The sequence below is a fragment of the Kibdelosporangium aridum genome (assembly GCF_900176515.1).
Classification (GTDB): domain Bacteria; phylum Actinomycetota; class Actinomycetes; order Mycobacteriales; family Pseudonocardiaceae; genus Kibdelosporangium; species Kibdelosporangium aridum.
In genome coordinates this window covers 350,518-374,507 of sequence record NZ_FWXV01000006.1, presented here as the reverse complement: position 1 = coordinate 374,507, position 23,990 = coordinate 350,518, and the positions used below count along the sequence as shown (strand labels likewise).

Annotated in this window: 25 protein-coding genes and 2 pseudogenes; 14 read left to right on the top strand and 13 right to left on the bottom strand. The window is 66.7% G+C overall.

What is annotated here, in order from left to right; all coding sequences use genetic code 11:
- Nucleotides 1-70 precede the first annotated feature (70 nt).
- From B9C43_RS32205 to B9C43_RS58790, 4 genes and pseudogenes are all read left to right on the top strand, one after another.
- A complete protein-coding gene (locus B9C43_RS32205) occupies nt 71-2,251 on the top strand; it encodes a putative bifunctional diguanylate cyclase/phosphodiesterase (RefSeq protein WP_084430603.1) in 2,181 nt (726 codons plus the stop codon).
- Nucleotides 2,215-2,727, top strand: a pseudogene (locus tag B9C43_RS60240) (MEDS domain-containing protein); the annotation flags it as partial. The gene B9C43_RS32205 and the pseudogene B9C43_RS60240, both read left to right, overlap by 37 nt.
- A 43-nt stretch (nt 2,728-2,770) precedes the next feature.
- Nucleotides 2,771-3,097 carry a hypothetical protein gene (locus B9C43_RS58795; RefSeq protein WP_235038976.1) on the top strand — a complete coding sequence of 109 codons (327 nt, stop codon included), beginning with the start codon at nt 2,771-2,773 and terminating at the stop codon, nt 3,095-3,097.
- Entirely contained in the window at nt 3,094-3,492 is a 399-nt protein-coding gene (locus B9C43_RS58790) for an ATP-binding protein (RefSeq protein ID WP_084430602.1), read from the top strand. Before B9C43_RS58795 ends, B9C43_RS58790 begins: the two co-directional genes overlap by 4 nt.
- Here the strand turns inward: B9C43_RS58790 and B9C43_RS60235 are convergent.
- From B9C43_RS60235 to B9C43_RS57725, 3 genes are all read right to left on the bottom strand, one after another.
- On the bottom strand, nt 3,449-3,655 hold the full coding sequence (locus B9C43_RS60235; protein ID WP_407657142.1) for a response regulator transcription factor: 207 nt from the start codon (nt 3,653-3,655) through the stop codon (nt 3,449-3,451). The genes B9C43_RS58790 and B9C43_RS60235 overlap by 44 nt on opposite strands.
- Before the next feature lie 16 nt (nt 3,656-3,671).
- The gene (locus B9C43_RS57730; RefSeq protein ID WP_200825794.1) at nt 3,672-4,928 is read right to left on the bottom strand and encodes an ATP-binding protein; all 1,257 of its coding nucleotides are present in this window, start codon (nt 4,926-4,928) and stop codon (nt 3,672-3,674) included.
- A gap of 75 nt (nt 4,929-5,003) precedes the next feature.
- Nucleotides 5,004-5,765 (bottom strand): ATP-binding protein, encoded by a 762-nt coding sequence (locus B9C43_RS57725; RefSeq protein WP_235038975.1) that lies wholly within the window; start codon nt 5,763-5,765, stop codon nt 5,004-5,006.
- 135 nt (nt 5,766-5,900) lie between these two features.
- On the opposite strand from B9C43_RS57725, the gene B9C43_RS32185 reads away from it, so the two are divergent.
- Both B9C43_RS32185 and B9C43_RS32180 read left to right on the top strand, forming a co-directional pair.
- Entirely contained in the window at nt 5,901-6,650 is a 750-nt protein-coding gene (locus B9C43_RS32185; RefSeq protein WP_200825792.1) for a class I SAM-dependent methyltransferase, read from the top strand.
- Nucleotides 6,647-8,146, top strand: a complete 1,500-nt coding sequence (locus tag B9C43_RS32180; protein ID WP_084430601.1) for a 1,4-alpha-glucan branching protein domain-containing protein — start codon at nt 6,647-6,649, stop codon at nt 8,144-8,146. Before B9C43_RS32185 ends, B9C43_RS32180 begins: the two co-directional genes overlap by 4 nt.
- A gap of 3 nt (nt 8,147-8,149) precedes the next feature.
- On the opposite strand, the gene B9C43_RS32175 is transcribed toward B9C43_RS32180, so the two are convergent.
- Entirely contained in the window at nt 8,150-10,534 is a 2,385-nt protein-coding gene (locus B9C43_RS32175; RefSeq protein ID WP_084430600.1) for an ATP-binding protein, read from the bottom strand.
- 265 nt (nt 10,535-10,799) lie between these two features.
- Between B9C43_RS32175 and mftM the strand changes: the two genes are divergently transcribed.
- Entirely contained in the window at nt 10,800-11,717 is a 918-nt protein-coding gene (mftM, locus tag B9C43_RS32170) for a mycofactocin oligosaccharide methyltransferase MftM (protein ID WP_084430599.1), read from the top strand.
- Nucleotides 11,718-11,731: 14 nt separating this feature from the next.
- On the opposite strand, the gene B9C43_RS32165 is transcribed toward mftM, so the two are convergent.
- The 3 genes from B9C43_RS32165 to B9C43_RS32155 are packed head-to-tail and all read right to left on the bottom strand — an operon-like array spanning nt 11,732 to nt 15,026.
- On the bottom strand, nt 11,732-12,388 hold the full coding sequence (locus tag B9C43_RS32165; RefSeq protein ID WP_033380455.1) for a MadR family response regulator transcription factor: 657 nt from the start codon (nt 12,386-12,388) through the stop codon (nt 11,732-11,734).
- A complete protein-coding gene (locus tag B9C43_RS32160; protein ID WP_235038974.1) occupies nt 12,375-13,757 on the bottom strand; it encodes a MadS family sensor histidine kinase in 1,383 nt (460 codons plus the stop codon). The genes B9C43_RS32165 and B9C43_RS32160 overlap by 14 nt, the downstream gene beginning before the upstream one ends.
- A gap of 9 nt (nt 13,758-13,766) precedes the next feature.
- Nucleotides 13,767-15,026 (bottom strand): iron-containing alcohol dehydrogenase, encoded by a 1,260-nt coding sequence (locus B9C43_RS32155; RefSeq protein ID WP_084430598.1) that lies wholly within the window; start codon nt 15,024-15,026, stop codon nt 13,767-13,769.
- A 236-nt stretch (nt 15,027-15,262) separates the two neighbouring features.
- On the opposite strand from B9C43_RS32155, the gene B9C43_RS32150 reads away from it, so the two are divergent.
- Together B9C43_RS32150 and B9C43_RS32145 are read left to right on the top strand one after the other, a co-directional pair.
- Nucleotides 15,263-15,457, top strand: a complete 195-nt coding sequence (locus B9C43_RS32150) for a helix-turn-helix transcriptional regulator (protein ID WP_033380459.1) — start codon at nt 15,263-15,265, stop codon at nt 15,455-15,457.
- 106 nt (nt 15,458-15,563) lie between these two features.
- Nucleotides 15,564-16,814, top strand: a complete 1,251-nt coding sequence (locus B9C43_RS32145; RefSeq protein ID WP_084430597.1) for a glycosyltransferase family 4 protein — start codon at nt 15,564-15,566, stop codon at nt 16,812-16,814.
- Here the strand turns inward: B9C43_RS32145 and B9C43_RS59685 are convergent.
- The 4 genes from B9C43_RS59685 to B9C43_RS59680 form a co-directional block, all read right to left on the bottom strand.
- Nucleotides 16,807-16,932: a hypothetical protein gene (locus tag B9C43_RS59685; RefSeq protein ID WP_268811600.1), complete on the bottom strand. Its 126-nt coding sequence runs from the start codon at nt 16,930-16,932 to the stop codon at nt 16,807-16,809. The two genes, B9C43_RS32145 and B9C43_RS59685, sit on opposite strands and share 8 nt — an antisense overlap.
- 202 nt (nt 16,933-17,134) lie before the next feature.
- Nucleotides 17,135-17,398 (bottom strand): helix-turn-helix transcriptional regulator, encoded by a 264-nt coding sequence (locus B9C43_RS32140; protein ID WP_143446748.1) that lies wholly within the window; start codon nt 17,396-17,398, stop codon nt 17,135-17,137.
- A gap of 7 nt (nt 17,399-17,405) precedes the next feature.
- Nucleotides 17,406-17,657 carry a hypothetical protein gene (locus B9C43_RS32135; protein ID WP_084430596.1) on the bottom strand — a complete coding sequence of 84 codons (252 nt, stop codon included), beginning with the start codon at nt 17,655-17,657 and terminating at the stop codon, nt 17,406-17,408.
- Entirely contained in the window at nt 17,638-17,769 is a 132-nt protein-coding gene (locus B9C43_RS59680) for a hypothetical protein (RefSeq protein ID WP_268811599.1), read from the bottom strand. The genes B9C43_RS32135 and B9C43_RS59680 overlap by 20 nt, the downstream gene beginning before the upstream one ends.
- A 132-nt stretch (nt 17,770-17,901) precedes the next feature.
- On the opposite strand from B9C43_RS59680, the gene B9C43_RS32125 reads away from it, so the two are divergent.
- Nucleotides 17,902-18,132, top strand: a complete 231-nt coding sequence (locus tag B9C43_RS32125; RefSeq protein WP_084430595.1) for a DUF397 domain-containing protein — start codon at nt 17,902-17,904, stop codon at nt 18,130-18,132.
- A 24-nt stretch (nt 18,133-18,156) separates the two neighbouring features.
- Here B9C43_RS32125 and B9C43_RS32120 read toward each other — a convergent pair whose 3' ends face one another.
- Nucleotides 18,157-18,753, bottom strand: a complete 597-nt coding sequence (locus B9C43_RS32120) for a superoxide dismutase family protein (protein ID WP_084430594.1) — start codon at nt 18,751-18,753, stop codon at nt 18,157-18,159.
- Nucleotides 18,754-18,937: 184 nt separating this feature from the next.
- Here B9C43_RS32120 and B9C43_RS32115 point away from each other — a divergent pair, with 184 nt between their 5' ends.
- Nucleotides 18,938-19,426, top strand: coding sequence for an ester cyclase (locus B9C43_RS32115; protein WP_084430593.1), 489 nt, complete (start codon nt 18,938-18,940; stop codon nt 19,424-19,426).
- On the opposite strand, the gene B9C43_RS32110 is transcribed toward B9C43_RS32115, so the two are convergent.
- Entirely contained in the window at nt 19,427-21,760 is a 2,334-nt protein-coding gene (locus B9C43_RS32110) for an ATP-binding protein (protein WP_084430592.1), read from the bottom strand.
- Here B9C43_RS32110 and B9C43_RS60230 point away from each other — a divergent pair.
- The 3 genes and pseudogenes from B9C43_RS60230 to B9C43_RS32095 form a co-directional block, all read left to right on the top strand.
- A pseudogene (locus tag B9C43_RS60230) lies at nt 21,656-22,306 on the top strand (AAA family ATPase); the annotation flags it as partial. The gene B9C43_RS32110 and the pseudogene B9C43_RS60230 sit on opposite strands and share 105 nt — an antisense overlap.
- A gap of 586 nt (nt 22,307-22,892) precedes the next feature.
- Nucleotides 22,893-23,570: a hypothetical protein gene (locus tag B9C43_RS58780; protein WP_084430591.1), complete on the top strand. Its 678-nt coding sequence runs from the start codon at nt 22,893-22,895 to the stop codon at nt 23,568-23,570.
- Nucleotides 23,571-23,688: 118 nt separating this feature from the next.
- The gene (locus B9C43_RS32095) at nt 23,689-23,952 is read left to right on the top strand and encodes a Prokaryotic metallothionein (RefSeq protein WP_084430590.1); all 264 of its coding nucleotides are present in this window, start codon (nt 23,689-23,691) and stop codon (nt 23,950-23,952) included.
- Nucleotides 23,953-23,990 lie beyond the last annotated feature (38 nt).

Genomic DNA, 23,990 nt, shown 5'->3' with positions numbered 1-23,990 from the left:
AGTCGGTACGCTCTCGCCACGGAGTAATCCACGCTCCGGCTCCACCCGGCACTGAACTGGGCAGAGGGAAATGACCTCACCGCTCCACGACGGCTCGCGTACGCCCGCAGGCCCGGCCCGCACACCCGCGGACCACGCCAGGGCACGCGTCAAGGTGGCCCGCAAGTGGGCGTACCTGCTCAGCTCGAGCACGTACCTGCCGTTCTCCCAGCAGGAGATCGACCAGGCCATGCACGAGCTGGTGGACGTCGTGTTCAACGCGGCCTTGAGCGAGCCGTTCAACGCGGATCTCGCGACCGGCGTCGGCACCCGCTTGGTCGACATGAGGTGCACCGGTCCGACGAGTCTGCGTAGAACCATTGACGTGCTTGGCAAAGCGCTGCTGAGCGAGCCCGAGCTCTACCGGATCGACGACAAGCGCGAGGAGCGCGCGGTCCAGCTGCTCGGCGTGATCGCGTCGGATTACCTCGAAGCGGCAAGGCAGTTCATCTTCACCCAGCAGGAGGACATCAAGGAGGCGCTGGTCCGCGCCGGGTCCGACGCGCAGCGCCAGGCACGCGCGACCCAGGCCCGGTTCGACGCGATCTTCACCTCCTCACCGAGCGGGATCGCCATCGTCGAGCTGACCGGCGCGTTCGTCCGCGCCAACCCCGCGTTGCAGAACATGTTGGACCGCACGGATTTCGACGACGTGACGCTCTTCGACGTGGTCGACCCGGACGAGGCGCCGTTCCTCAAGGCGGCGTGCCGTGACCTCGCCGACGGCTGGGCCGAGCGGCTGCACCAGCAGCGCAGGCTGATCCGCCAGGACGGCGAAGCCGTACGCGCCAGCATGTCGATAACCGTGTTGCGCGACAACGGTTCCACACCGACCCACCTGCTGGTCAGCGTGCACGACGAGACCGAGATGTCGCTGCTGCAGGGCCAGCTGTCGCACCAGTCGCTGCACGACGTGCTGACCGGCCTGCCGAACCGGCAGTACTTCTCCACGCGGCTGGAAAGCGTGCTGCGCCAAGCGGATCCGGACATCGGCGCGACCCTCTACCACCTGGACCTTGACGCCTTCTCGATGATCACCGACGGCCTCGGCCGCAGCGTCGGCGACCGGGTGTTGATGAACGTGGCACAACGGCTGCGGGCCGTGGTGGCCGGCGAGAACGCGATGGTCGCCCGGTTCGACGGTGACGAGTTCGCGATCATCGTGCAGAACTCCGAGACCACACCGGACCTGGTCAGCATGATCGCGTCGATCAACGAGGAGCTGGCCGAACCGATTTACTTCGACGGCCGGGGCGTGGCCGCGTCGGCGAGCATCGGCGTGGTGCACAAGCCGCCCGCGGACGCCGATGTCAACGAGCTGCTGCGGACCGCGGACATGACGTTGCGGCGCGCGAAAGCCAACGGCAGACGGCAGTGGGGCCTGTTCGACTCGGCCGAGGACGCCAGGGACCGCTCCAGGTTCAGCCTGGCCGCCCAGATGCCGGGCGCGCTGGAGATGGGCGAGATCACGGTCGTGTGCCGTCCGCTGATCCGGCTGTCCGACGGCGGCCGTGCCGGATTCGAGGCGCTGTTGCGGTGGGAGCACGAGTCCGAGGTCATCTCGCACTCGCTGTGCCTCGAACTGGCCGAGCAGACCGGTCTGATCGTGCCGCTGCGCGACACCCTGCTCGACGAAGCCGGTAAGCAGGTCCAGTGGTGGAACACGGAGCACGGCACCGCACTACCGCTGACAATGGCGTTGACCGCGAACCAGGCCTGTGACCCCGATCTGGTCGGCGCGGTCCTGATCCGCCTGACGGAAGCCGAGATGGACCCCTCGCTGCTGCGGATCAGCATGCCCGCGTCGGTCCTACTGGCCGACCGCGGCGAGTCGGTCGACAACTTCCGCGTCCTCGCGGACAACGGCATCACCATGGAGGTCCACGACTTCGGCAGCGCCGCGGGCGACATCGAATGCCTGGAAGACCTGCCCGCGTCGTCCGCCCGGATCGCGCCCCGACTCGTGGAACGCCTGCGATCCGGCAAGTCGAGTCTGATCACACGGACGCTGACTGACCTGATCGAGGTCGCCCACCTCGCGGGCGCGGCCATCACCGTCGACGGCATCGAAACCGCCGAACAGGCCGACTGGTGGCGCGAGATCGGCGCGGACACCGCCCTCGGCCGGTACTTCGCCCCCGAACCCGCCGACCTGCACGAACTGGATCTGTCCAGCTGGAACGTCCCCGGGCCCGGGAGTGCTCGTCGCTAGTCGCTCCGGAATACCTGGCGGCATCCGGCATTGGCCGACAGTGGCCTTGCCGGGAGCGTCCCCCTGACGGGTGTAGAGGGGCATACAGTTCGACGTGCGTCCTGGACCCCAGTGATCTCAGCGACGACGATGCGGTGGCACGGATGGATGGCGGCAGCGGTCATGTGGAAGCCGCCCTGGACAGCGGCCAGTTGGTGATCGAACGCAATACGTCCGTCTACCTGCCGGACAGCTCCTTCGACAAGGAGCGTCAGATCGCGACGTACGCCACCGAACTTGACCGCGCCTGTCGCGAAGGCTGGCCGGGGATGCGGGTGGCGGCCGACATGACCTGGGCGCTGCAGCCAGGCGTGGACAGCGAAGAGGTGGTGGACTACGAAGCCTCGGTGGAGCCGCTGTTCGCTGATCCTCGCCTGAGCGCGATCTGCTGGTACGACCAGCGGCGGTTCAGTGATCACGTGGTGGCCGCGACGCGTGCGGTTCATCCGATCCAGGTCATGGAACGCCTCGACGCGGTCGATGTCACCCGGACTCCGAAACGGAACGCGGATCGCGGGCTCCGCGGAGCTGTCCACCCGCGAGGAGTTCACTGCGGCCCTGCGCGAAGCCCTGAAACAGCCGGATATCCGGGCGCCCTTCCACTTCGAGCTGGACCTGACCGACCTGTGCTTCATGGAGGCGCACTGCGCCTGGCAGCTGATCACCTTCGCCGCCGCGCTACCCGAGGGCAGCAAGGTCACCATCCGCTGCGGACCGCTGCTCGAACTGGTCCTGCGCGGGCTCGGCTCCGACACCGTGCCCCAGTTGCAGCTCAGCGTGCAGGCAGACGTGGAGGAGCAACTGTGAACGAGAACTGCCTGCTGCGGCTCGGCTTCACCCGATCCGACCTCCCACTGGTACGAGCCAGGGTGGCCGAGAGCCTGTTCCGGGCCGGGGTGAGCGAACCGGTACGGGGCACCTTCGTCCAGGCCGCGTTGGAAATCGCCTGCAACGCGATCGTCCACGGCGGCGGCTCGGGCCACCTGGTGCTGCACGTGACCGACGGGGAACTACTGTGCGAGGTCACCGACCACGGCCCCGGCCTGCTCGGCAACGGAACCGCACAGGCCACATCCACCCACAGCAACCCGGGCTTACGGCTGGCCGAGGCACTCACCGGACGGCTCAAGCTATGCCGCGGCCCCGGCGGCCAGGGCACTAGCGCGACTCTGGCCGTTCGCCTGGAGGCTGTGTCGAACTGAACCAAGCGACCACTTGGACGCGATTGGTGAATCCCAGCTTGGCCAGAACGCGCTGCACATGCCCCTCCGCGGTGCGCTGAGCGATCACCAAAGCGGCCGCGATCTGCTTGTCCGTCAGCCCCTGAGCGACCAACTCCGCGACCTGCCACTCACGCGGCGTCAGCCGAGTACCGGAAGATTCACCGGCCGTGGCCGGGGCCGTCCTGGGCGATTCGCGCCGCCCGGGAACCTTGGGCCGATCCTGCAGGGCGTAGACGACGACATCGTCCCGCGAAAGCTGACCGCCGCGCCGGAAGGCCCGCTCGAAGCCACGATCGCCCAGGACCTCGCGGGGACCGCCACTCACTCGCCCGGATCTGACCAACCTGACGCCGCTGCAACTCCAGCGGACCATGGCCAATGTCACGCCAGATCCGCTCGGCCGCGCCCAGCAACACGGCCGCGCGCTCGGCGTCACCCTTGCTGGCGGCGATGGCAGCCAGCAGGTCGAGCGTCATGCCCAGACTCTGCCGGTCGTGCACGACATACTCGAGCCGCAGGCAATCGTGAGCGTGTGTGGTGGCACTGTCATACTGACCCATCACCCACCACGCCAGGGCAAGAGTGCGCAACGCATACGACCGGGCCCATTGCTCTCCACGCGCCTCGCACATGGTGAGGGCCTCAACACACAGCGGCACAGCCTGGTCGGGCCTCGCGTGGAACACCAGCGTGCAGGCAAGCTCGATCCGGCCGAGCACGATAAAGCTCACCAGCTCGCCCTTGGCCTGCTGCCAGCCGGGAATGTAGTCGGCCACCGGTGTCGCGACCGGCAGATCCTCACGCAGCGGCGCCAACCTGCCCGGTGAGGCGCCGGCCAGCAGTGCGGCGGCCGAGCGGCTGTGGATCATTATGAAGGTGCCGCCAGCCCAATGCGCCTTCACCCGCACACCGCTTGGTTTCGCACCATGGCGCAGGGCTTGGTGAAGCCAGTGCCGCATCTCGCCGTGTGCTCCACAGGGGGTCCAGTAGCACCACAGGGTCCCGGCCAGGTTCAGGCCGTGCGGGGCCTCGCCCGGGGTGGTGACGCAGAAATGCAAGGCAGCGCGGAAGTTGTCCAACTCCACCCGGAGGTTCTCCGCGATCTCCAGCTGGCGCGGCCCGAACCACTGCCGTTCGCGCGCCTCGGCCAGACGCAGATAGTGATCCCGATGCCGACACCGGGCAGCGAACACCTCGCCGAGCTCGGTCAACTTCTCCAGACCGTAGTCCCGCAACGAGCTCAGCAACCGATACCGGATCGTCTCGCCGTGACGCTCGCTGACCAGAACGGACTTGTCCACCAACCCGGCGACGGTGTCGAGAACATCGACAGGCCCGATGTCCTCCCCGGCACAGACCGCTTCCGCCGCAGTCAGGTCGAAGCTGCCTACGAACACCGACAGCAACGCCCACACCCGACAGCTCGTAACTCCAATCCATCGCTGCACGCAGCGTCCGATGACGAGGCAACGCCGTGGGCTCGCCACCGGTCAGCAACCGGTAACGGTCATCCAACCGCTCAACAAGCTGCTCCAGACTATGCGACCGCAACCGCACCGCCGCCAACTCGATGGCCAACGGCAGACATCCAACCGATGACACAACCGAACCACATGCCCCAGATTCCCGGCAGTCGTCTTGAACCCCGGAACCACAGTGGCCGCACGGTCAGCGAACAACTCAAGAGCCGGAAAAGCTTTCACCGCGAACCCGCCCCGGGCCAGTTCCTCCAGCACCGGAACACCCAACGGCGACACCTCCAACAGGTATTCCCCGATCACATTGAGCCGATGCCGACTGGTCGCCAACACCCGCATCCCCGCCGCCCTCGGCAGGATCGCACCCATCAGCGCCGCACACGCGTCCAGCACACGCTCACAGTTGTCCAGCGCCAACAACAGCCGCCGCTCCCGCAGATACTCGACAACCACATCAAGAACCTCGCCACCCGTGTCGTCACGGATCCCCAGCACATCCGCGACGGCATGCGGCACCAGCGCACCATCCTGGAGTGTCGCCAGCGACACCAGCCACACACCATCAGGAAACGCACGCGACAGCCGCTCCGCCAACCGCACCGCCAACCGCGTCTTACCCACCCCCGCAGCACCGGTCAGCGTCAACAGCCTGTCAACCGACAGCAGCCGCCGCACCTCAGCCAGCTCATCCCGCCGATCCACGAAACTGGTCGTCTCCACGGGAAAGCCGGCAACACCCCGCGCCCCGAAACTGGCCACCACCTTCACGCCCATCGAACCGACATCAACAGGAAACAAATCCTGACACGCCGCCTTCATGGGCGAACTATCCGAATCTGGTCAATGGCCACCACACGCCAGTGCCACCCACTCGGTCGCCTCTGCGAAACACCCGGTTAGCCTGCGTGGGTGACGGCTGATCCTGCTTCGCTGCCGCTGACCGGTGAGCGCACCGTGCCCGGCATCGCTGAGGAAAATTACTGGTTCCGGCGCCACGAGGCGGCGTATTCGAAGTTGCTCCCGTACTGTCAGGACGCGATGGTACTGGAAGCAGGCTGTGGCGAAGGTTACGGCGCCGATCTGTTGGCTCAGTGCGCGAGAACAGTGATCGGGCTGGACTACGACGAGCTGACCACCAAGCACGTGGCCAGGAAGTACCCCCGGGTGCGCATGCTGCGGGGCAATCTCGTGATGCTGCCGTTCGCGTCCGGTTCCATCGATGTCGTGGCGAATCTGCAGGTCATCGAGCATTTGTGGGAACAGGAACGGTTCCTCGCCGAGTGCATGCGGGTGCTTCGGCCAGGCGGACAGTTGTTGATCACTACTCCCAACCGGATCACGTTCTCACCCGGCCGGGATACGCCGCTCAACCCGTTCCACACCCGGGAGCTCAATGCGGCCGAGCTGACCGAGCTGCTGGTTGGGGCCGGTTTTACTGTCGAGCTGATGGCTGGTCTTCGGCACGGACCCAAGTTGCGGGAGGCCGATGCGACTTTCGGGTCGATCATCCAGGCACAGATGGACGTCGCGGTCTCCGGCGAGGCGTGGCCCGCCGAGCTGCTGAGCGCTGTCAAGTCCGTCACCAGCGCGGACTTCGAGATCGTCGAGTCTGATGTGGACTCGAGCCTCGACCTGGTCGGGGTGGCGATCAAGCCTTGACCAAACCGATCGGAACGTTCTGCCTCGTCCTGCACAGCCACCTGCCGTGGCTCGCCCATCACGGCTCCTGGCCGGTCGGCGAGGAATGGCTCTACCAAGCCTGGGCGCATTCCTATCTGCCCGTCGTCGAACTGCTACAACGGTTTGCCGACGAAGGCCGGGAAGATGTGCTGACTTTGGGCGTCACGCCAGTGCTCGCGGCCCAACTGGACGACCCGTATTGCCTGAGCGGTTTCCATGACTGGCTGGGAAACTGGCAACTGCGGGCATGTTATGCCGCCGTGCGCTGGCAACACGGCGACCCTTTGCTCAAAGAGTTGGCCGCGACTGAACACCGCGCGTCGGAAAAGGCACTGACCGCGTTCGAAACCCAGTGGCGGCACGGTTTTTCGCCGGTACTGCGACCATTTGTCGACGCGGGCACGATCGAACTGCTCGGCGGTCCGGCGACGCATCCGTTCCAGCCTTTGCTGGACTCGAGAATCCGAGACTACGCCTTGAGTCTTGGCCTGGCGGACACGCAAATCCGGATCGGGCGAAGGCCGGAAGGCATCTGGGCACCCGAATGTGGTTACGCGCCGGGCATGGAGGCGACGTACGCGGCCGCAGGTGTGCGGCGCTTTCTCGTTGACGGCCCGTCCCTGCGCGGGGACACGGCTGCCGCACGTACGGTCGGCGACTCCGACGTGGTCTGCTTCGGCCGCGATCTCGAAGTCACGTACCGGGTTTGGTCGCCGAAAGCCGGATATCCCGGCCACGCCGACTATCGCGACTTCCACACCTATGATCACCCGTCCGGGCTCAAGCCGTCCCGCGTGACAGGCAAGCACATCGAGCCGTGGGACAAGCACCCGTACGATCCCGCGCGCGCAGCCGTTGCGGTGCGACGACATGCTGACGACTTCGTGGACACAGTGGTCGGCCGGCTGACCGGACTTCCGGAGAATTCCCTTGTCGTAGCGGCCTATGACACCGAGCTTTTCGGACACTGGTGGCACGAAGGACCAGCGTGGCTGGAAACGGTCCTGCGCAAGCTGCCCGAGGCAGGCGTTCGCGTGACCACGCTCAAGGGCGCGCTCGACGCGGGCCACTTGGGTTCCAGGGTGGATTTGCCCGCGTCTTCATGGGGCTCCGGCAAGGACTGGCGGGTCTGGGATGGTGAGCAGGTCGCCGACCTGGTCGCCGCAGGCGCCGACCTGCAACGCGATCTCTTATCCATTGTGGACACTTTTGGCACGACGTCCCGGAACGCCGCCGCCGACCAGCTTGTCCGCGAGGCGTTGCTGGCGCTGTCCAGCGACTGGGCGTTCATGGTGACCAAGGACTCCGCCGCCGACTACGCCCGGCGCCGCGCCAAGGTGCACATCGAGCGCTTCGGCGAGCTGGCCGAACTGCTCCGGCTCGGCCATCACGACCGCGCCCTGGCCAGGGCCGAGGAGCTCCACGCCCAGGACCATCTCTTCGGCCGGCTCGACGCCCGGGACCTCGTTCTGTGACGGCTAGTTCTCCTTCTGGCGGGCGATCCAGGCCGCGATCCGCGTACGGGAGCTGAAGCCCAGCTTGGTGAGAACCCGCTCCACATGCCCCTCCGCGGTGCGGCGCGAGATCACCAACTCGGCCGCGATGTCCTTGTTCGACAGCCCGCGGGCGACCAACTCGGCGACCTGGCGTTCCCGCTTGGTCAACAGCGGCTCGTCCTTGGCCGCCGGTGGCTGGGAGGTGACACCGGATGACGAGGTCCGCTCGCCCAGCGCGTAGGCGACGATCTCGTCCCGGCGCAGCCGTGCGCCCTCCTGATAGGCATTGTCGTACGCCTGATCGCCGAGAGCCTCACGGCTTCGCACCTGGCTTTCCCGGCTCCACTTGAGCAGGACCTCAGAACCGAGCAGCGGCCGACCGAGCGGCTTCCACATCTTCTCCGCAGCGCCGAACAGGACAACCGACCGGCGCGAGTCACTCTGCCAAGCCGCCACCCACGACAGCAGCTCGACACAACACGGAATACCCACTTGATCATCCAGCTCGGCCTTGGTCCGCAAGCAATCGCGCGCATGCTCGTACGCCTTGTCCGGATCACCCATCGCCCACCAGGTGACGCCGATGTTCCACGCCATCCATGACGACGCCCAGCGCTCACCCATCGACTCGCACAGGACACGGCACTCGCTGAAGAACGCCATAGCACTGTCGATCTCCCCGGGCAGTTCCGCGGCCGGGAAGCCCAGGGCAAAGGTCAGCAACGCAGGAGCGGGCCAATAGCCCTGCACACCGCGCCGATCTCGCGCCTGCTCCAACAGCGTAAGCGCACGCAGGAGATTGTCTGCCCACAACTGCTCGTCACCGAGGAATGCCGCACGGGTCAGCGTGGTCCTGTCTTCCGGACGCCAAGCCAGGTCACGGCTTTGACCGTGCAGTGCCACGCTGGCGACCGTATCGCCCCGCAGATGGGCGATCCATCCAGCGACCCACAGTGCCCTGGCCCGCTCACCACTGGGCGCGGTGCCGAGGCTGAGCGCCCGGTCGAGCCAACGCTGTCCCTCACCGAGACAGCCACACGCGATCCAGTAGAACCACAACGCGACAGCCATTCGCAGACCGGTCCTGGCCTCGCCCGGTTCGGTCAGCGAGTAGTCCAGCGCCGCGGCGAAGTTGCCCCCCTCGGCACGGAGCCGGCGCACCAGCTCGTCCTGCCGCGGACCACAGGAGTCCACGTCGGACTCCTCAGCCAGGCGGAGGTAGTAGTCCCGATGTCTGCGGCGGAGCAGGGCGTCCTCGCCTGCCTCGGACAGCCGCTGCCTGCCGTACTCGCGGATGCTCTCCAGCATCCGATACCGGGCACGACCACAGCCTTCCACCCGGATCAGCATGGACTTGTCCACGAGCCCGGCCACGCCCTCAAACACGTCGTGCTCGGTCAGTCCCTCCCCTGAACACACACGATTCGCCGCCTGGAGATCGAATTCCCTTGGGAACACCGAACACCTCGCCCACAGGGCACGCTCGGCCGTCGAGCACAGCTCGAAACTCCAGTCCATTGTGGCCCGAAGTGTCCGATGTCTCGGTGACGCACCGCGGTAACCTGTGGTGAGCAGCCGGAACTCGTCGTCCAACCGGTCCAGGATCTGCTCGACCGACAACGCGCGCAAGCGCATCGCGGCGAGCTCGATAGCCAACGGGACACCGTCCAAGCGTTGACACAACCGCGCCGCCGCCGCTCTAGTGCCGTCATTGAGGGTGAATCCCGGTATCAAGGCAGCCGCGCGCTCCTCGAACAACATCAACGCTTCGCTCTGGCGCGGCGAGGTGTCCGCATCTGGCCCGTCCACGGCGGAAACCGGCAACGGAGGCACCGGCCAGACGTGTTCGGCGGTGCTACGCAACGGCTCCCGGCTGGTCGCCAGTATCCGCACGCCAGGCGCGGTCGACAACAACTCGTTCGCCAGCATGCAGCAACCGGCCAGCACGTGCTCACAGTTGTCAAGCACCAACAACGCCTGCCGGCATGCCAGGTGATCCGCCAGCTCCTGGAGATCGCGTCCTGTCCAGTCACCCAAGCTCAGTGCACCCGCCACACTCTGCGCCACCTGCGACGAATCCCACGCCGTCGCCAGCTCGACCAGCCACACGCCGTCGGGAAACGCCCGACGTAGGTCCTTCGCCACACGCAGCGCCAACCGTGACTTGCCGACGCCACCCACACCGGTCAGCGTCACCAGTCGCGCCCCGGACAGCACATGCTTCACCGCGGCCACCGCCTGTCGGCGCCCTACAAAGCTTGTCACCTCGTTGGGAAGCCGGACCGCCTCGGGCGTGGCGGTACGACCGCCGGTCGCTGACGCCGGAGAGCGGCGTGGACCTGGCCTGCCATCGCCGTCTGGGGCCATGTGATCCTCCTGGGCTGTGCCTGGAATGGACCGTACTTCTCGCGGCCGGCCGTTTTCGCCGTGCTTCTGGCCCCCTCTCCCCCTATCCGACTGGGCAGGTGCCTCCTGACCAGCCGTGCGGACTTCATACCCACACGACCGGGATCAGCCAACGAGGGATTGGCGGATGCACTGGCGCCGATTACCGTCGCGTTACCTTCGTTGTGCGCCGGTTTGGGCGGGATGGAACCTCGCGCGCAGGGCGGCCCGGGGGACTGACCGGACGATGACCACCAGCGCGAAAGCAGAGTTGCCCATGCTCACCATGGACCCGTTGGCCTCCGGCCCAGACCAGGATGACCTGGTCCAGGTGGTACGGGAGGACCCAGCGGCGAGGCCACAGCGTGTCCCGCCGATCGTGCGCACCGAGCACTTCTGCCTGCGCCGGTGTGACCGTCGGCTGGAGGTGAGCCATTGGCTCAAGCCGGAGCAGCTCGACGCCGACATCGGCGGCTTGCTCGTCGACGAACTGTTCGCCCCGGGCTGGCTGACCGGCGCCTCGGTGTTCGAGCGCGTGTTCATCGGCGTCGCCCGCTCGACCGGAGATGATCCACTGCAGTCCTGGATCACGTTCTACGAGAACACGTTGGCGCGTATCCACGAATACTGGCGGGTGCCTCAGCGGGACCCACGGCAGTCCTGGATCGCCGACGGCGCACATGTGTTGCAGCGGGTCTTGCGGCTCGTGCCGGCCGGCGAGGTGCTCGATCTCGGCTCGTGCTTGGGATTCCTGCCCTTGCTGTTGGTCGAGCGCGCCCAGAACACGGTGACGGCCTCGAACATCTCTTCCGGCGCGGTGCGGCTACTGGCGGCAGTGGCTGCCCGGCGCAGGACCCCGTTGCGGACACTGGTGTGCGACGCCGCCTTCGTACCGCTGCCCGACGACGCGGTGGACACAGTGACGGTGATCCACTTGCTCGAACACCTGGATGACCAGGAAGGCCACCACGTACTGCGCGAGGCTGTCCGCTTGGCCCGGCACCGGGTGATCGTCGCGGTTGGATCCCACCATGAGTCCAATGCGGCTCGCCAGCCCGTTCGTGGATTCTCCCGCGACAGGCTGATCGAGATGGGTATGCGCACCGGAATGCGTTTCGACGCCGAAGAGTTCGACGGCGGCTGGCTGGTGATCCATGTGGGCTGAAGGCGCGCTGGACGCTAGAGCACACCGAGCTTGGTGGCCTCGTAGACCACCTCGGTACGGGTGCTCACGTTCAGCTTGCGCATGATGTTGCGTAGGTGGAACTTCACTGTGGTCTCCGAGATGTACAGTCGCGCGCCGATGTCCTTGTTGGACAGTCCGCGGGCGAGCAGCCCCACCACTTTCGATTCCCGTTCGGTGAGCACAGTTTGCGCGGGCTCGGCCCGCATCGAGCGGACCACCGCCGCTGCCGAGCGAGAGTCGAACGCGCTCTCGTCGCGAGCCACCGCCCGGATCGACCGCACCAGCTCAGTGGTGTCCACATCCTTGACCACATACCCTCGCGCACCGCGCTGGACTGCCTCCACGACAAGCGCATCGTCCAGGAAGGTGGTCAGCACCAGTACGCCCACCTCCGGGTGGCGGCTGGTGAGCTGTTCGCACAGGTTCAATCCGTCGGTGTCGGTCCCGATGGACAGCTTCAGGTCGAGCAGCACGACGGTGGGGTGCTCACGCGACACGACGACCAGTGCCTCCCCTGTCGTGCTCGCCTCACCCACGACCTTCAGGTCTCGCTCCCGTTCGAGGATCGAGCGAATCCCTTGCCTGAAGATCGCGTGATCGTCCACCAGCACGATCCGCACCTGATCCGGCTGGGCGTCAGGGATGACCATCTGTCTCGCCCCCTCTTACGGCTACCGGCAGCGGAATCTCCACGCGCAGCATGATCCCGCCGACACGCGCACGCAGGATGGTCATCGTGCCGCCGAGCTCGTCCGCCCGGGCGAGCATGTTCGCCAGACCGCGATGCCGCCCGTCCGAGGCGGCCTCCCGCGACAGCCGCATTCTCCGTCTCAGCTGCACCGGGTCGCCCGTCCCGTCGTCGGAGATCGTGAGCAGGACCCGGTCAGCCTCATACACAAGCCGGACGATGGCCCGACAGGCGTGCCCGTGCGACGCGGCGTTGAAAAGAGCTTCACCGGTGATCCGCACAATTGAGTGCTCGGCCTCGGGTGACAGCGGCGTAGGCGTGCCCAACACCTGCACGTCCACGGTGAGCTCGCTGGGCAGGTGCACAGTGGACAGACGGGCCAGCATGACGGGCAGTGGGGCCGGCGGCTCGTCCGACGAATGGTGCAGCGCGTAGATCGCCCCACGCAGCCGCTCCACCGCACATCGGGTGAGTCGTTTGGCCGGGCTGAGCTTGTCCGCGATCTCGGCGGCCGCCGTTCCCATCGTGGCCAGCTCCGCTCGGCACACTTCGATCGTCATACCGGCGGACAGGACGTACTGGGTGACGCTGTCGTGCAGTTCCCGGGCGATCCGGCGGCGCTCGTCGTCGAGCGCCTGCCGCTGCATCGCGGCGAAAAGACGCTGCTGGGTCTCTGCCAACTCGGCATTGCGGGCCGCGAGGTCACGAGCTTGTTTCGCGGCTGCCGCGGACAACTGCTCGGTGCGGCCACGCAGGTGGGTCGCATCCTGGAACAGATACGAGTTGTACAGCGCGACTGCGGCTTGGTTGGCGAGCACACGCATGACAGCCAGGTCGGTGCTGGCCACCTCGATGTCGGGGCACGGCTGGGCCACGATTCCGCCGACCGGCTCGCCGTCCAGGGCCATCGGCGCACGCACCAGGCCGGGCACCTGGGGCTGCGTCGCGATCTCCCACGGCCGCATGCGCGCCACGTCCAACTGCTCGCGTGCCTCGGCCGGCAGGTGCGCGACGTCGTCGATCAGCCGGTTGTCGGTCAACAACAGGAACCGTGGGCGGGCTGCCCACAGCGTGCCGTCGGCGATGGCGAACAGCAGCCATCTCGCCTGCAAGTGCTCCGCCGCTGCGCGCACGACCGCTTCGACCAGTGCTCGCGGGCCCTCGGCCCGGCGCACGAGCGCGTGAGAAATCCCGTCCAGTGCTTCGACCGCTCGTTCCAGCCGTTCGTTCGACCGGACATAGGCCGGGTAGAACGAGCGTTTCCCCGTGCGCAGCCCGGTCAGCGCCCCCAGATCAACCGGGTCACCAATCTCGTCGTCGCGTCGTGACACTGGACGACCTCACAAGGCCGCGTAGAACAACGCTTCGATGTCGGATGCGGTGGCGTCCCGGGGATTCGTCGTCATATTGGCGTCGCTGAGCGTGGTGCGCGCCAGACTCGACACGTGCTGTTCGGTCACGCCCAGGGCGGAAAGTCCTCTGGGCACGCCGACCGAGTCGGCCAGCTGACGAGTCCACTCGGCGAACTCCAGTGCGACCTCCTCGGCCGGAACCGACTCGGTGGGCAGCCCGGCCGCAGCGGCCAGCGGCACGAATCGAGCGGGATCGGCTTCGGCGTTGAACCTGATCACGTGCGGCAGCAGGATGCCGTTGAGCGTCCCGTGCGGGGCGTCGAGCAGCCCACCGACCTGGTGGCTCATCGCGTGCGTGGCACCCAGGATCGTGTTGCTGAACGCCATCCCGGCTTCCAGCGAGGCCTGCGCCATGGCCAGCCGAGGCCCTGCCAGTTTCGGCTGCTCGATGGAGCGCAGCAGGGCTCCGCCTGCGATCAGTCGGACCGCGTGCAGGGCGTGATTGTCCGTCAGCACGTTGTGCGCCCGCGAGACGAACGACTCGATGGCATGGGTGAGTGCGTCCAGACCGGTGGCGGCGGCCAGTTCGTCCGGCATAGTGATGAGCAGCCGCGGGTCGGTCACGGAGATCTCGGGGACGAGGGTGCGGCTGAGGATCGCGACCTTCACCAGGTTGGCGGTATCGGTGATCACCGACACCTGGGTCACGTCGGCACCGGTACCCCCGGTGGAGGGCGCCATCACCATGGGCGGGATCGGGTTGGGCACCTGATCGATACCCCCGTAGTCAAGAATCCGGCCCCCATTGCCGGACAAGATCGCCACTCCTTTGGCCGCGTCGATGCACGACCCTCCCCCGACCGCGAGGATCACGTCACTGCCAGCCTCCATGTAGCACTCGTAGGCTGCCTCGACCTCGTGATCCTTCGGGTTGGGCGTGATGTCGTCCCAGGTCACCGGATGGATCCCGGTCAAGCGGAGATAGCCGATGGCCTCGTCCGCCCACCCCGCCTCGATCAGTCCCGGATCGGTCACCAGGAACGGCCGGCGTGCACCGAGGCGTAACGCACAATGCCCCAACTCGGCCAGCGCGCCAGGGCCGAACAGGATCTCCGACGTGTGGAACTTGGCCAGACTTGGCGGGGGATGGACCTTCCTCAGGGCCACGACCTGCGGCCCAGCCAGCTCTTCCTGCCCTTCTTCGAGATATGAACAGGAATACAAGGCCGGAACCTTCTGCTCAGCCATATCCAAACCCTCCAGGAGATGGATCGGCTACCTCTTGCAACTCGCCACAACTACGGTCAAACCTACTGACCCCACCGGGAAATGCCGTGGCGGATATCGGCCAACGTCGCACATGGGCCGTACTTGCCATCCTCCGCCGCCTGACGGCGAGGGATTCCAACTCTCACCAGAGCAAGAGTTGAGGTTCACGTACGCTCGACCGCTGGTGCGGTGTCGTCCCTCCGGCACGGGAAGGGTTGATCTCCGCGCCACAAGCCGCCCAACTGCTCGGCGTCGACCGGAACACCCTGTACCGCTACAGCTACGTCTACGACGACTTCCCGCAACCAGTGAAGATCGGCCGGACGGTGCTGTACGACCCGGACACCTTGCGTGCGTGGCGGCGTGACCCGGCTATCCGGAAACGCCCGGCCGATTCACCCTCGCCCTGAAGGACGGGGCACCCTCGGCCGAATCCCGTGGGCGATTCTTGCCCAAGCACTTGTTAGGGGTACCGGCGAGTAGCTCCGCGGCAGGGGATGCGAGGATCAACGCCTCATGCGCGTGTTGATGTTGTCTTGGGAGTACCCACCGGTGGTGGTCGGCGGGCTGGGCCGCCACGTGCATGCCCTGGCCACCCACCTCGCCGGGCAGGGGCACGAGGTGGTCGTGTTATGCCGTCACCAGGCTGGCACGGACGCATCGACCCACCCGGCGACAGACCAGGTTCTCGAGGGGGTCCGGGTGATCCGGGTGGCCGAGGACCCTCCGCACCTGATGTTCGAGCGTGACCTGGTGGCCTGGACGCTGGCGATGGGACACGCCATGGTGCGCGCAGGCCTCTCCCTTCTGGACGACTGGTGCCCGGATGTGATCCACGCGCACGACTGGCTGGTTACCCACGCCGCGGTCGCTCTCACCGACCACACCGGCAAGCCCTTGGTGGCCACGTTGCATGCCACCGAGGCGGGCAGGCACAGCGGCTGGCTGTCCCAACCGTTGAACCAGCAGGTGCACTCCGTGGAATGGTGGCTCGCCAACCGAGCGGACGCGCTGGTGACGTGCTCGGCGGCGATGCGGGCAGAGGCAGCGCACCTGTTCGACCTCAACCCGGCCGACATCACCGTCATCCACAACGGCATCACGACAAGGTCTTGGCGTGTATCCGCGGCCACCATTCGTGCCACGCACCAGCGGCACAACCCGCAGGGCGGACCAATGTTGTTGTTCTTCGGCCGCCTGGAGTGGGAGAAGGGCGTGCAGGACCTGATCGCCGCGCTGCCACGGGTACGGCGCTCGCACCCCGGCACCCGCCTTGTAGTCGCCGGAAAGGGCCGGCACGGGCCAGAGCTCGTCGAGGACGCTCGCAAAGCGCGGGTGCGGCGATCCGTGGACTTCGTCGGCCACCTCACCGACCGCCAGCTCGTCGCCGCCCTCGCAGCCGCCGATGTGGTGGTACTTCCGAGCCGTTACGAACCGTTCGGGATCGTCGCGCTGGAGGCAGCCGCCGCCGGGGCGCCGCTGGTCGCGTCAACTGCGGGCGGCCTCGGCGAGGTCGTGATCGACGGCGAAACGGGGCTGTCCTTCACCCCAGGTGACATCGATGCTCTGACAGCCTCGATCAGGGCCGTCCTCGACGACCCGGCTGCCGCCCGCCGCCGAGCCCGAGCAGCGAAGGCACGGCTGTCCACAGACTTCGACTGGACCCGCATAGCCGCCGCGACAGCCGAGGTCTACCGCGCGGCGCAGGCAGGCGATCGAGTTCCCTTCGGCCGCCCCAAAATCGCCACGGGCAACGCCTTCAGCTGACCAGTTCGGGAAGCCAGGCCAAGCCTGGCCCGAACGCGTTCAGCGTGCCCCTCGGCGGTGCAGCGGGCGTCACCAGCCGAGCGGCGACCTCGCTACGGTCGAGCTGACCGATCATCACAAGGGACTCCTTCACATCACCCGCGCCACGGGTCCACCAGCCAGTACCGCCATCGGCACTGGCAGTCAAGATCGCAGTCCGTGTACGTCGCCGGTGATCGACTTGGCGGGTGCCTGCACCGAGGCGGGTATTCGTGGTCTCCCCTACTCCTTCCCGGCCGACTCTCCATGTTTACCCATATGATCAGATCCTGTACACAGAGTTAGATTCCAAGACTGGTGGCTCCAGGCCAAACGGGCGAAGTCGGCGGCTCGGGGTCAGACTGCCGGAGGAACCCGTCCAGCTCTTCCATCGTGATGTGGAGCTTGCAGGCGAGGTCGGGGCGCTGCCAGGGTTGGGGTAGCTGTTCTCCGCGTTCCCAGCGGCCGATCGTGGTGCGATCAACGCCCAACGCCTCGGCCAGACCCTCTTGGGTGTATCCGACGATCATGCGCCGGTTCACCAGCGGGCGAGGTGATCGGGCCACGATCCGGTCACTCCTTCCATTGTCTTTGGTGGGCCAGGCCCGTTGTCGGCATCGGGCCGATGATCTGTTCGCAGTCTCGACAGGGCGGGTGCGACAGGGCGCTTCCGGTCCATCCGAGAGCGGGTGCTCCGCACGCGGCCCAGAGCACGATCAGGCCGTCGAAGTCGGTGTGGCGCTCGGTGTCGGGAATGGCGTGCAGAAGCGGCCGGAACAGGCCCGGCAGCCACAGCGCGCCCGTTTCAGGCAGCCTCGTTGTCATCCTCGGCGGGCGTGGCCGCGTCCGGGTTGAACCACACGAGACGAGCCCGGATGTGGCTGCCGAACGTGAACAGGCGCAGCGCGTTTTCCGGAGTTTCCAGGCTTATCCGCATCCCACGTCCCTCCGAGACGACCACGGCGTGATCGTCGAAGGCCAGGCCCCACGCGGCTACCCAGCGAGTCGGTGGACCTGATCGGGGAGGCCGCGAAGGGCTACCGGTGATCCACAACGAAGGAGAGCGCGGATGATCGACAAGGGCCTCGTGGCCCGCGCCGAATGGCGCAAGAGCAGCTTCTCGGGCAGTGGCGGTGCAGGCGCGGGTAACTGCGTTGAGGTCGCCTCACTGGCCGATGGCACGATCGCACTGCGCAACAGCAACCACCCCGACGCAGGCGTGGTGTTCTTCAACCGAGCCGAGATCGCCGCGTGGATCAAAGGCTGCAAGGCTGGCGAGTTCGACGACCTCGATACGTGATCGTGGTGACCGCGCTGTTTCGGTTCAATGAGGTCGGACGATCACGCCACATGCCACCCGGCCGCCGGAGTCTCCGGTCGCGAGGGTCTCGGCGTCTGGGCCGGTAGCCGAATAGCGCTTGGGAATATTGGCGAAATTGTCCGGTAGTGCGTGCACGATGATCGCGCTGCCGTCGGCGTCGAAGAGCGCTGCCGCAGTGAGTTTGTCGTTCTCGGTGATGCTTGTGGTTGTGCCGTCGGCGGAAACATAGAGTGATGGCAGATCGCCCGTGTGGTGGGGATGGCCGACGCCTTCGAGGTTGAGGTGGCCGCCGGCCGAATGAAACGGCACGACTTTGCCGCTGGGGTCGGTGGCTTTCGGGTCGCAGATACCCGCGGTGTGCACATGGAACCCGTGGAATCCAGGGGAAAGCCTGGTCAGCCTTCCGCTGACGAACGTCTTCCGGTTGACCATGTAGAAACTGACGGTGCCGAGCACTGCGCCGTTGACATTGCGGACGGTGGCGAGGGCGACACCGCTGCTGGAGGTCTCAGCGGTACCCGCCGAGGCGGCTACTGAAGGGACGGCGACGGCCAGAATGGCAAGCGCGGCAATGATTCGTGAAGTTGGCGGTGGGCGCATGCTGCCTCCCTGTGGGAATCGATCGTCACGTTCTACCAACTCAGTGGCCAGCAGGGGGATAGCCAGCCAGAAAGCCCCTTGGCCGCCAGTGTCCGTTTATGGCCAAAGCAGGCCGCAGGTGCCGGTTGCCCGGCAAAGACCGGCGATGAAAAACTGAAACGGTTGGTAAACCAGGAGAGCGATCATGGCCATCACCGACCAGGAACGGATCGCCGCCCAACGCCGGACGATCGACGAGCACATCAGAGGCGAGAACGAGCATGACTGGGCGCGCGTATATGAGACCTTTCTGAAGGACGAGCGGGCGTACTACGACGTCGTCCCCTTCAGCACCCGTTACCCCGGATTCCAGGGTGTCCAGGACTTCTACCAGATCATCGAAGCGGCCATCCCGGACTTTCGGGTCATCGTCACCGGCGAGTACGACACCCTCGGGGCATCCGTGCGTGAGGTGACGATCTCTGGGACGCACCGCGGCGAGTACTGCGGAGTCGCGCCCCAGGGCCTGCCGGTTTCGGTGGAAGTGGCCGCTTTCTATCTCTTCGGAGAGGGAGACGAGTCGAGCAAACTCGTCGCCGAGCGCATCTATTACGACAACGAGACCCTGCTCAGGCAGATGCGCGGCGAGGAGGACGCCATGTCTGGCGTAGGCCTCGCTGAGCGCTGGCCGTAGCTAGCCTGCGGCCTGTCGTTCGATGACCCAGACGGCAACCTGAGCGCGCGAGGTCACGCCGAGCTTGGCCAGGATGCGTTCCGCGTGTGCCTCGGCAGTGCGCTGCGCGATGACCAATCTGGCGGCGATGTCCTTGTTCGACAGACCTTCGGCGATCAGCAGGGCCACGTCCCACTCCCTGCGTGTCAATGGTGACCATAGCCGGTCTTCGCGCTTCGGTGGAGTGTCTCGCCGGGTGGCTTCTCCGCGCAGTACCTGGTCGAGCGCTTGATATGGATCCATCCCCGCGACCGTTCCGAACGCGGAGCCGAAAGCTTCTCCACCGAGGGCGGCACGGGCTTTCGCCAAGTTCTCCCGATGGTGATCGGCGAGCGGCTGGATTCCCATCAGCGGGACGCCGACCAACGGCCAGATGCGCTCGAGGGTCCCGAACAGCTGGGCCGCGTCTTCGTGGTGGCCGGTACAAGTCAGCGACCAGGCGAGGAATTCCACCGCCATACCGAGACCGAACAGGTCATGGAGGGTGCGCTTGATGGCGATGCTTTCCCGCAGTGGCGCGATCGCCTGCCGATGGTCACCCCGGCGCCACAGGGCGAGGCCGAGCACGACGAGCCCCCATGAGCGGGTCCAGTGCTCGCCGTGTGCCCTGGTGATGTGCACACACTCCTCGGCGTAATCGACGGCCTGGTCGAAGTCGCCCTGCAGCGACGCGGCGAAACCCTGTTGCATCAGTGCCATGACCGCTGGGCTGGCAACATGACCGAGGGCGCAGTGGCGGCGCCACGCCTCGGCGCACAACGCCCGCGTGCCCGCGAGATCGCCGCTGCTCAGCGCGCTCAGCCCGGCCACCTGGAGGCTGTAAGCCGCCATCTGCTTGTCCCCCAACTGCTCGGCCAGCTTGCGGCTCTGCTCGGCACTGGCCCGACTCGCGGCTGGTTCGCCCTGATGGGAGGCTGCCCAGCTGTAGACCCACAGCGCGGTGCCGCGTGCCCAGGTCGGTTCGGGGTCCCGCGGGAGCAGGCGGTCGATCCACTGCCGCCCTTCCGCAAGGACCCCGCACGGCATCCAGTAGCACCACAGCGCTCCGGCTATCCGCAACCCGGCCTGGACTCCACTCCGTTCGGCGAGGCAGAACTCGATGGCTGCCCGCAGGTTGGTGTGCTCGCCGCGCAGGCGGGCGACCCACTGCACCTGGTTCGGGCCGAACCACTCCGCCGCGGCCTGCTCAGCCAAGTGCCGGTACCAATCGCGGTGCCGCTGCCGCCCCCGTCGCTCCTCGCCGACGGCCCGGAGCTTTTCCTGTCCGTACCGACGAATTGTGTCCAGCATGTGGTACCGCGCGCATTGGCTGTACGGGGGGTCAGTCCGGGTCAGGATGGATTTGTCCACCAGGTTCTCAACGAGATCGACGACCTCCTCACGGGCGATGCCGTCACCGGAGCAGACGCCCTCTGCCGCGTCGAGGTCGAATTCCCCGGCGAACACCGATGTCCGGGCCCACAACTGTTGCTCGTCGGGTGAGCAGAGGTCGAAGCTCCAGTCAACGGTCGCCCGCAGGGTCTGATGGCGAGGCGGTGTCGTGCCGCTTGCGTCGGTGACCAGATCAAAGCGGCGTTCCAGGCCGGCAAGCAGTTGTTCGATCGACAGCGTCCTCAACCGCACGGCGGCAAGTTCGATGGCCAACGGTATCCCGTCCAGTCGCCGACAGAGCCGGACCGCAGGCGGGATGGTGTCGGGAGTGAGGGTAAAGCCGGGGCTCACGGCCGCTGCTCGCTGGCTCAGCAGGCTGATCGCCTCGTACTGGTCGAGTTCGTCCGGCTGCGGTATGCGGGCGGAGTCCGGTAGCGACAGCGGCGGCACGAACAGGAGCCGTTCGCCCTGGATCCGCAGCGACCGGCGGCTAGTGGCCAATACCCGCGCTTCAGGGGCTACGCCCTGCAGGGTTCGCACGAAGTTCGCGCAGGCATCAATCAGGTGCTCGCAGTTATCCAGCACCAGCAGGATGTGCTTGTCCGCCAGGTAGTCCAGCAGCACGTCCCGGGTCGGCCGGGACGACCAGTCCCTGATTCCCAGTGGCGTGGCGATGGCCTGCACCAGCAGGTCCGGATCCTCCAGCGCGGCCAGTTCAACCAGCCAGGCGCCATCCCGGAACGCGTTGCGCACCTTGGCGGCGATGCGCAGCGCCAGCCGCGTCTTGCCCACCCCACCGGGACCGGTCAGGGTCAGCAAATGGGTCCCCGACAACACCTGCCTCGCCGAGGCGACCTCCCGGGTGCGGCCGACGAAACTCGACACGTCATCAGGGAGATTGCCCTGCGGCGGCTTTACGACCATGACTCAAACCTCGATGCCCGTGTCATCCGAAGCCAGCCCACCGTAGCGCCGGCGAGCCCAAGTGGTGCGGCACACGCTGGCATCTTGTGGCCGCTGGCGAGAGTCCGCCGGCACTGGCCCCTGCCGAAAGAGTCGGGCACGCAGCATTCTCGATTCTGTGTCAGGCGCACACGGCAACCGCATCGACCTGCCATGACCGGCACCAGGTCGCGTCGGCTGAAAGGCAATCTTCCTGCCGAGACCACCAGTTTCATCGGCCGACGGGGAGAAGTCACCAAAGCCAAGCGCCTGCCGTCCACCGCCCGCCTTGTGACGCTGACCGGGGTCGCTGGGGTGGGTAAGACTCGACTGGCCCTGCGCGTAGCCGCGCAATTGCAGCAATTGCATGAGCGGTTTCCGGACGGTGTGTGGCTGGTCGAACTGGCGGCGCTGACCGATGACAAGCTGCTGCTCCAAGCAGTCGCCGACGTCCTGGGCATCCAGGACCAGTCGGCCCGGCCACAGCTGGACACGCTTGCAGACCACCTTGCGGACAAACGGCTGTTGCTGGTGCTGGACAACTGCGAGCACCTGGTGGACGCGTGCGCGATCCTGGTGGACCAGTTCCTGCGCGCAGCGCCGGACCTGCGGGTCCTGGCCACCAGCAGACACGCGCTGCGAGCCGCTGGCGAGCACCTTCTGGCGGTGGCGCCGCTGCCCATGCCGGACCTGACCCAGGTAAGGAGCCTGCCGACGCGGTATGCGGCGGTGCGCCTGTTCGGCGAGCGGGCCGCGGCCGCGCTGCCGGGTTTCCGGGTGGATGCCGGCAACCGCGATACCATCGCCCGGATCTGCCATCGACTGGACGGCATCCCGCTGGCCATCGAACTGGCTGCGGTCCGGGTGCGGGCGCTACCGGTCCACCAGATTCTGCGCCGGCTGGACGACTATTTCGAGTTCCTGGCGGAGGGCAGCCGGGTCTCGGTGCCCCGCCTGCGGACGCTGCGGGCCACGATCGACTGGAGCTTCGACCTGTGCTCGGTCGAGGAGCAAGAAGGGGTGGGCTCGGCTGTCCGAGTTCATCGGCGGGTTCGACCTGGACGCGGCCGAAGCCGTCTGTGCCGACGAGGCCGACACCGCCGCGGCGCTGTCGATGACCGAGGAATCCCGCCGCTTGGCACAGAGGCTCGACGACGAATCCGCCCTCGGCCACGCCATCCGAGTCGCAGGCCTGGCCACGTTCTTCCAGGACGACGTTCCAGGCGGGGCCATGCTCCTCGAAGAGGCGCTCGCCTGCTTCCGCGGGGTCGACGACCGGAGTGGCGTCTGGATCACTCTGCTCCAACTGACCGGGATGATCGCGATCCTCGAAGAACCCGTGCGTGCCGTCGACCTCGGCAAGGAGTGCCTGGACCTCTCACATACCCGCGCCCACCTGTCCAGGTCCTGGGCATTGTGGGGGCTCGCGATCAGTCGATGGCTGACCGGCGACAGGCAGGCAGCCGGCCGGCTGATTCACGAATGCATCCGAATCTACCAACCGTCCAACCGGTGGAGCCTGGTCCACAGCATCGAGATACTGGCCTGGATCACGGCAGCCGAGGGACAGTACAGACGTGCCGCCCGATTGTTCGGGGCAGCCGACCCAATCTGGCGGTCCACCGGCGTACTACCGGCCACGCTCAGGCATCTGGCGCCGTCCAACCACCAGTGCGAGCAACAAACCCGCCAGTCACTCGGAGACGAAACGTTCGCCGTCGCATTCCGCGAAGGAACCCGCCTCACCACCGACGAGGCCATCGCATACGCACTCGAGGCAAAGCGAAGCTAGTGGCTTGGCGCAATCTCGTCATCGACCACGAGACGTCAGACCGGGACAGTTGCGGCTACGTCATTCGAAGCACAGGGTGGACAGGTACCGGGACAACCCAGCATGGGAGGTGTGCCCGATGGCGACCTGCGACGTGTGCGGGAACGACTACTGGATGACCTTCGAGGTACGCACGGCCAGCGGGGACGTGCACACCTTCGACAGTTTCGAGTGTGCGGTCACCAGGCTCGCCCCGCTGTGCGAGCACTGCGAATGCCGGATCCTCGGCCACGGTGTCGAGGTGGCCGGCCGCTTCTACTGCTGTGCGCACTGCGCACGGGCCGCCGACTCCGAATTGGGCGCGCAGATCCGCGACACTGTGGGTGCCCACCCAGGCCGATGAGCTCGGGGGTCCACAAAAGACGCTCTCGGTGATCGGCT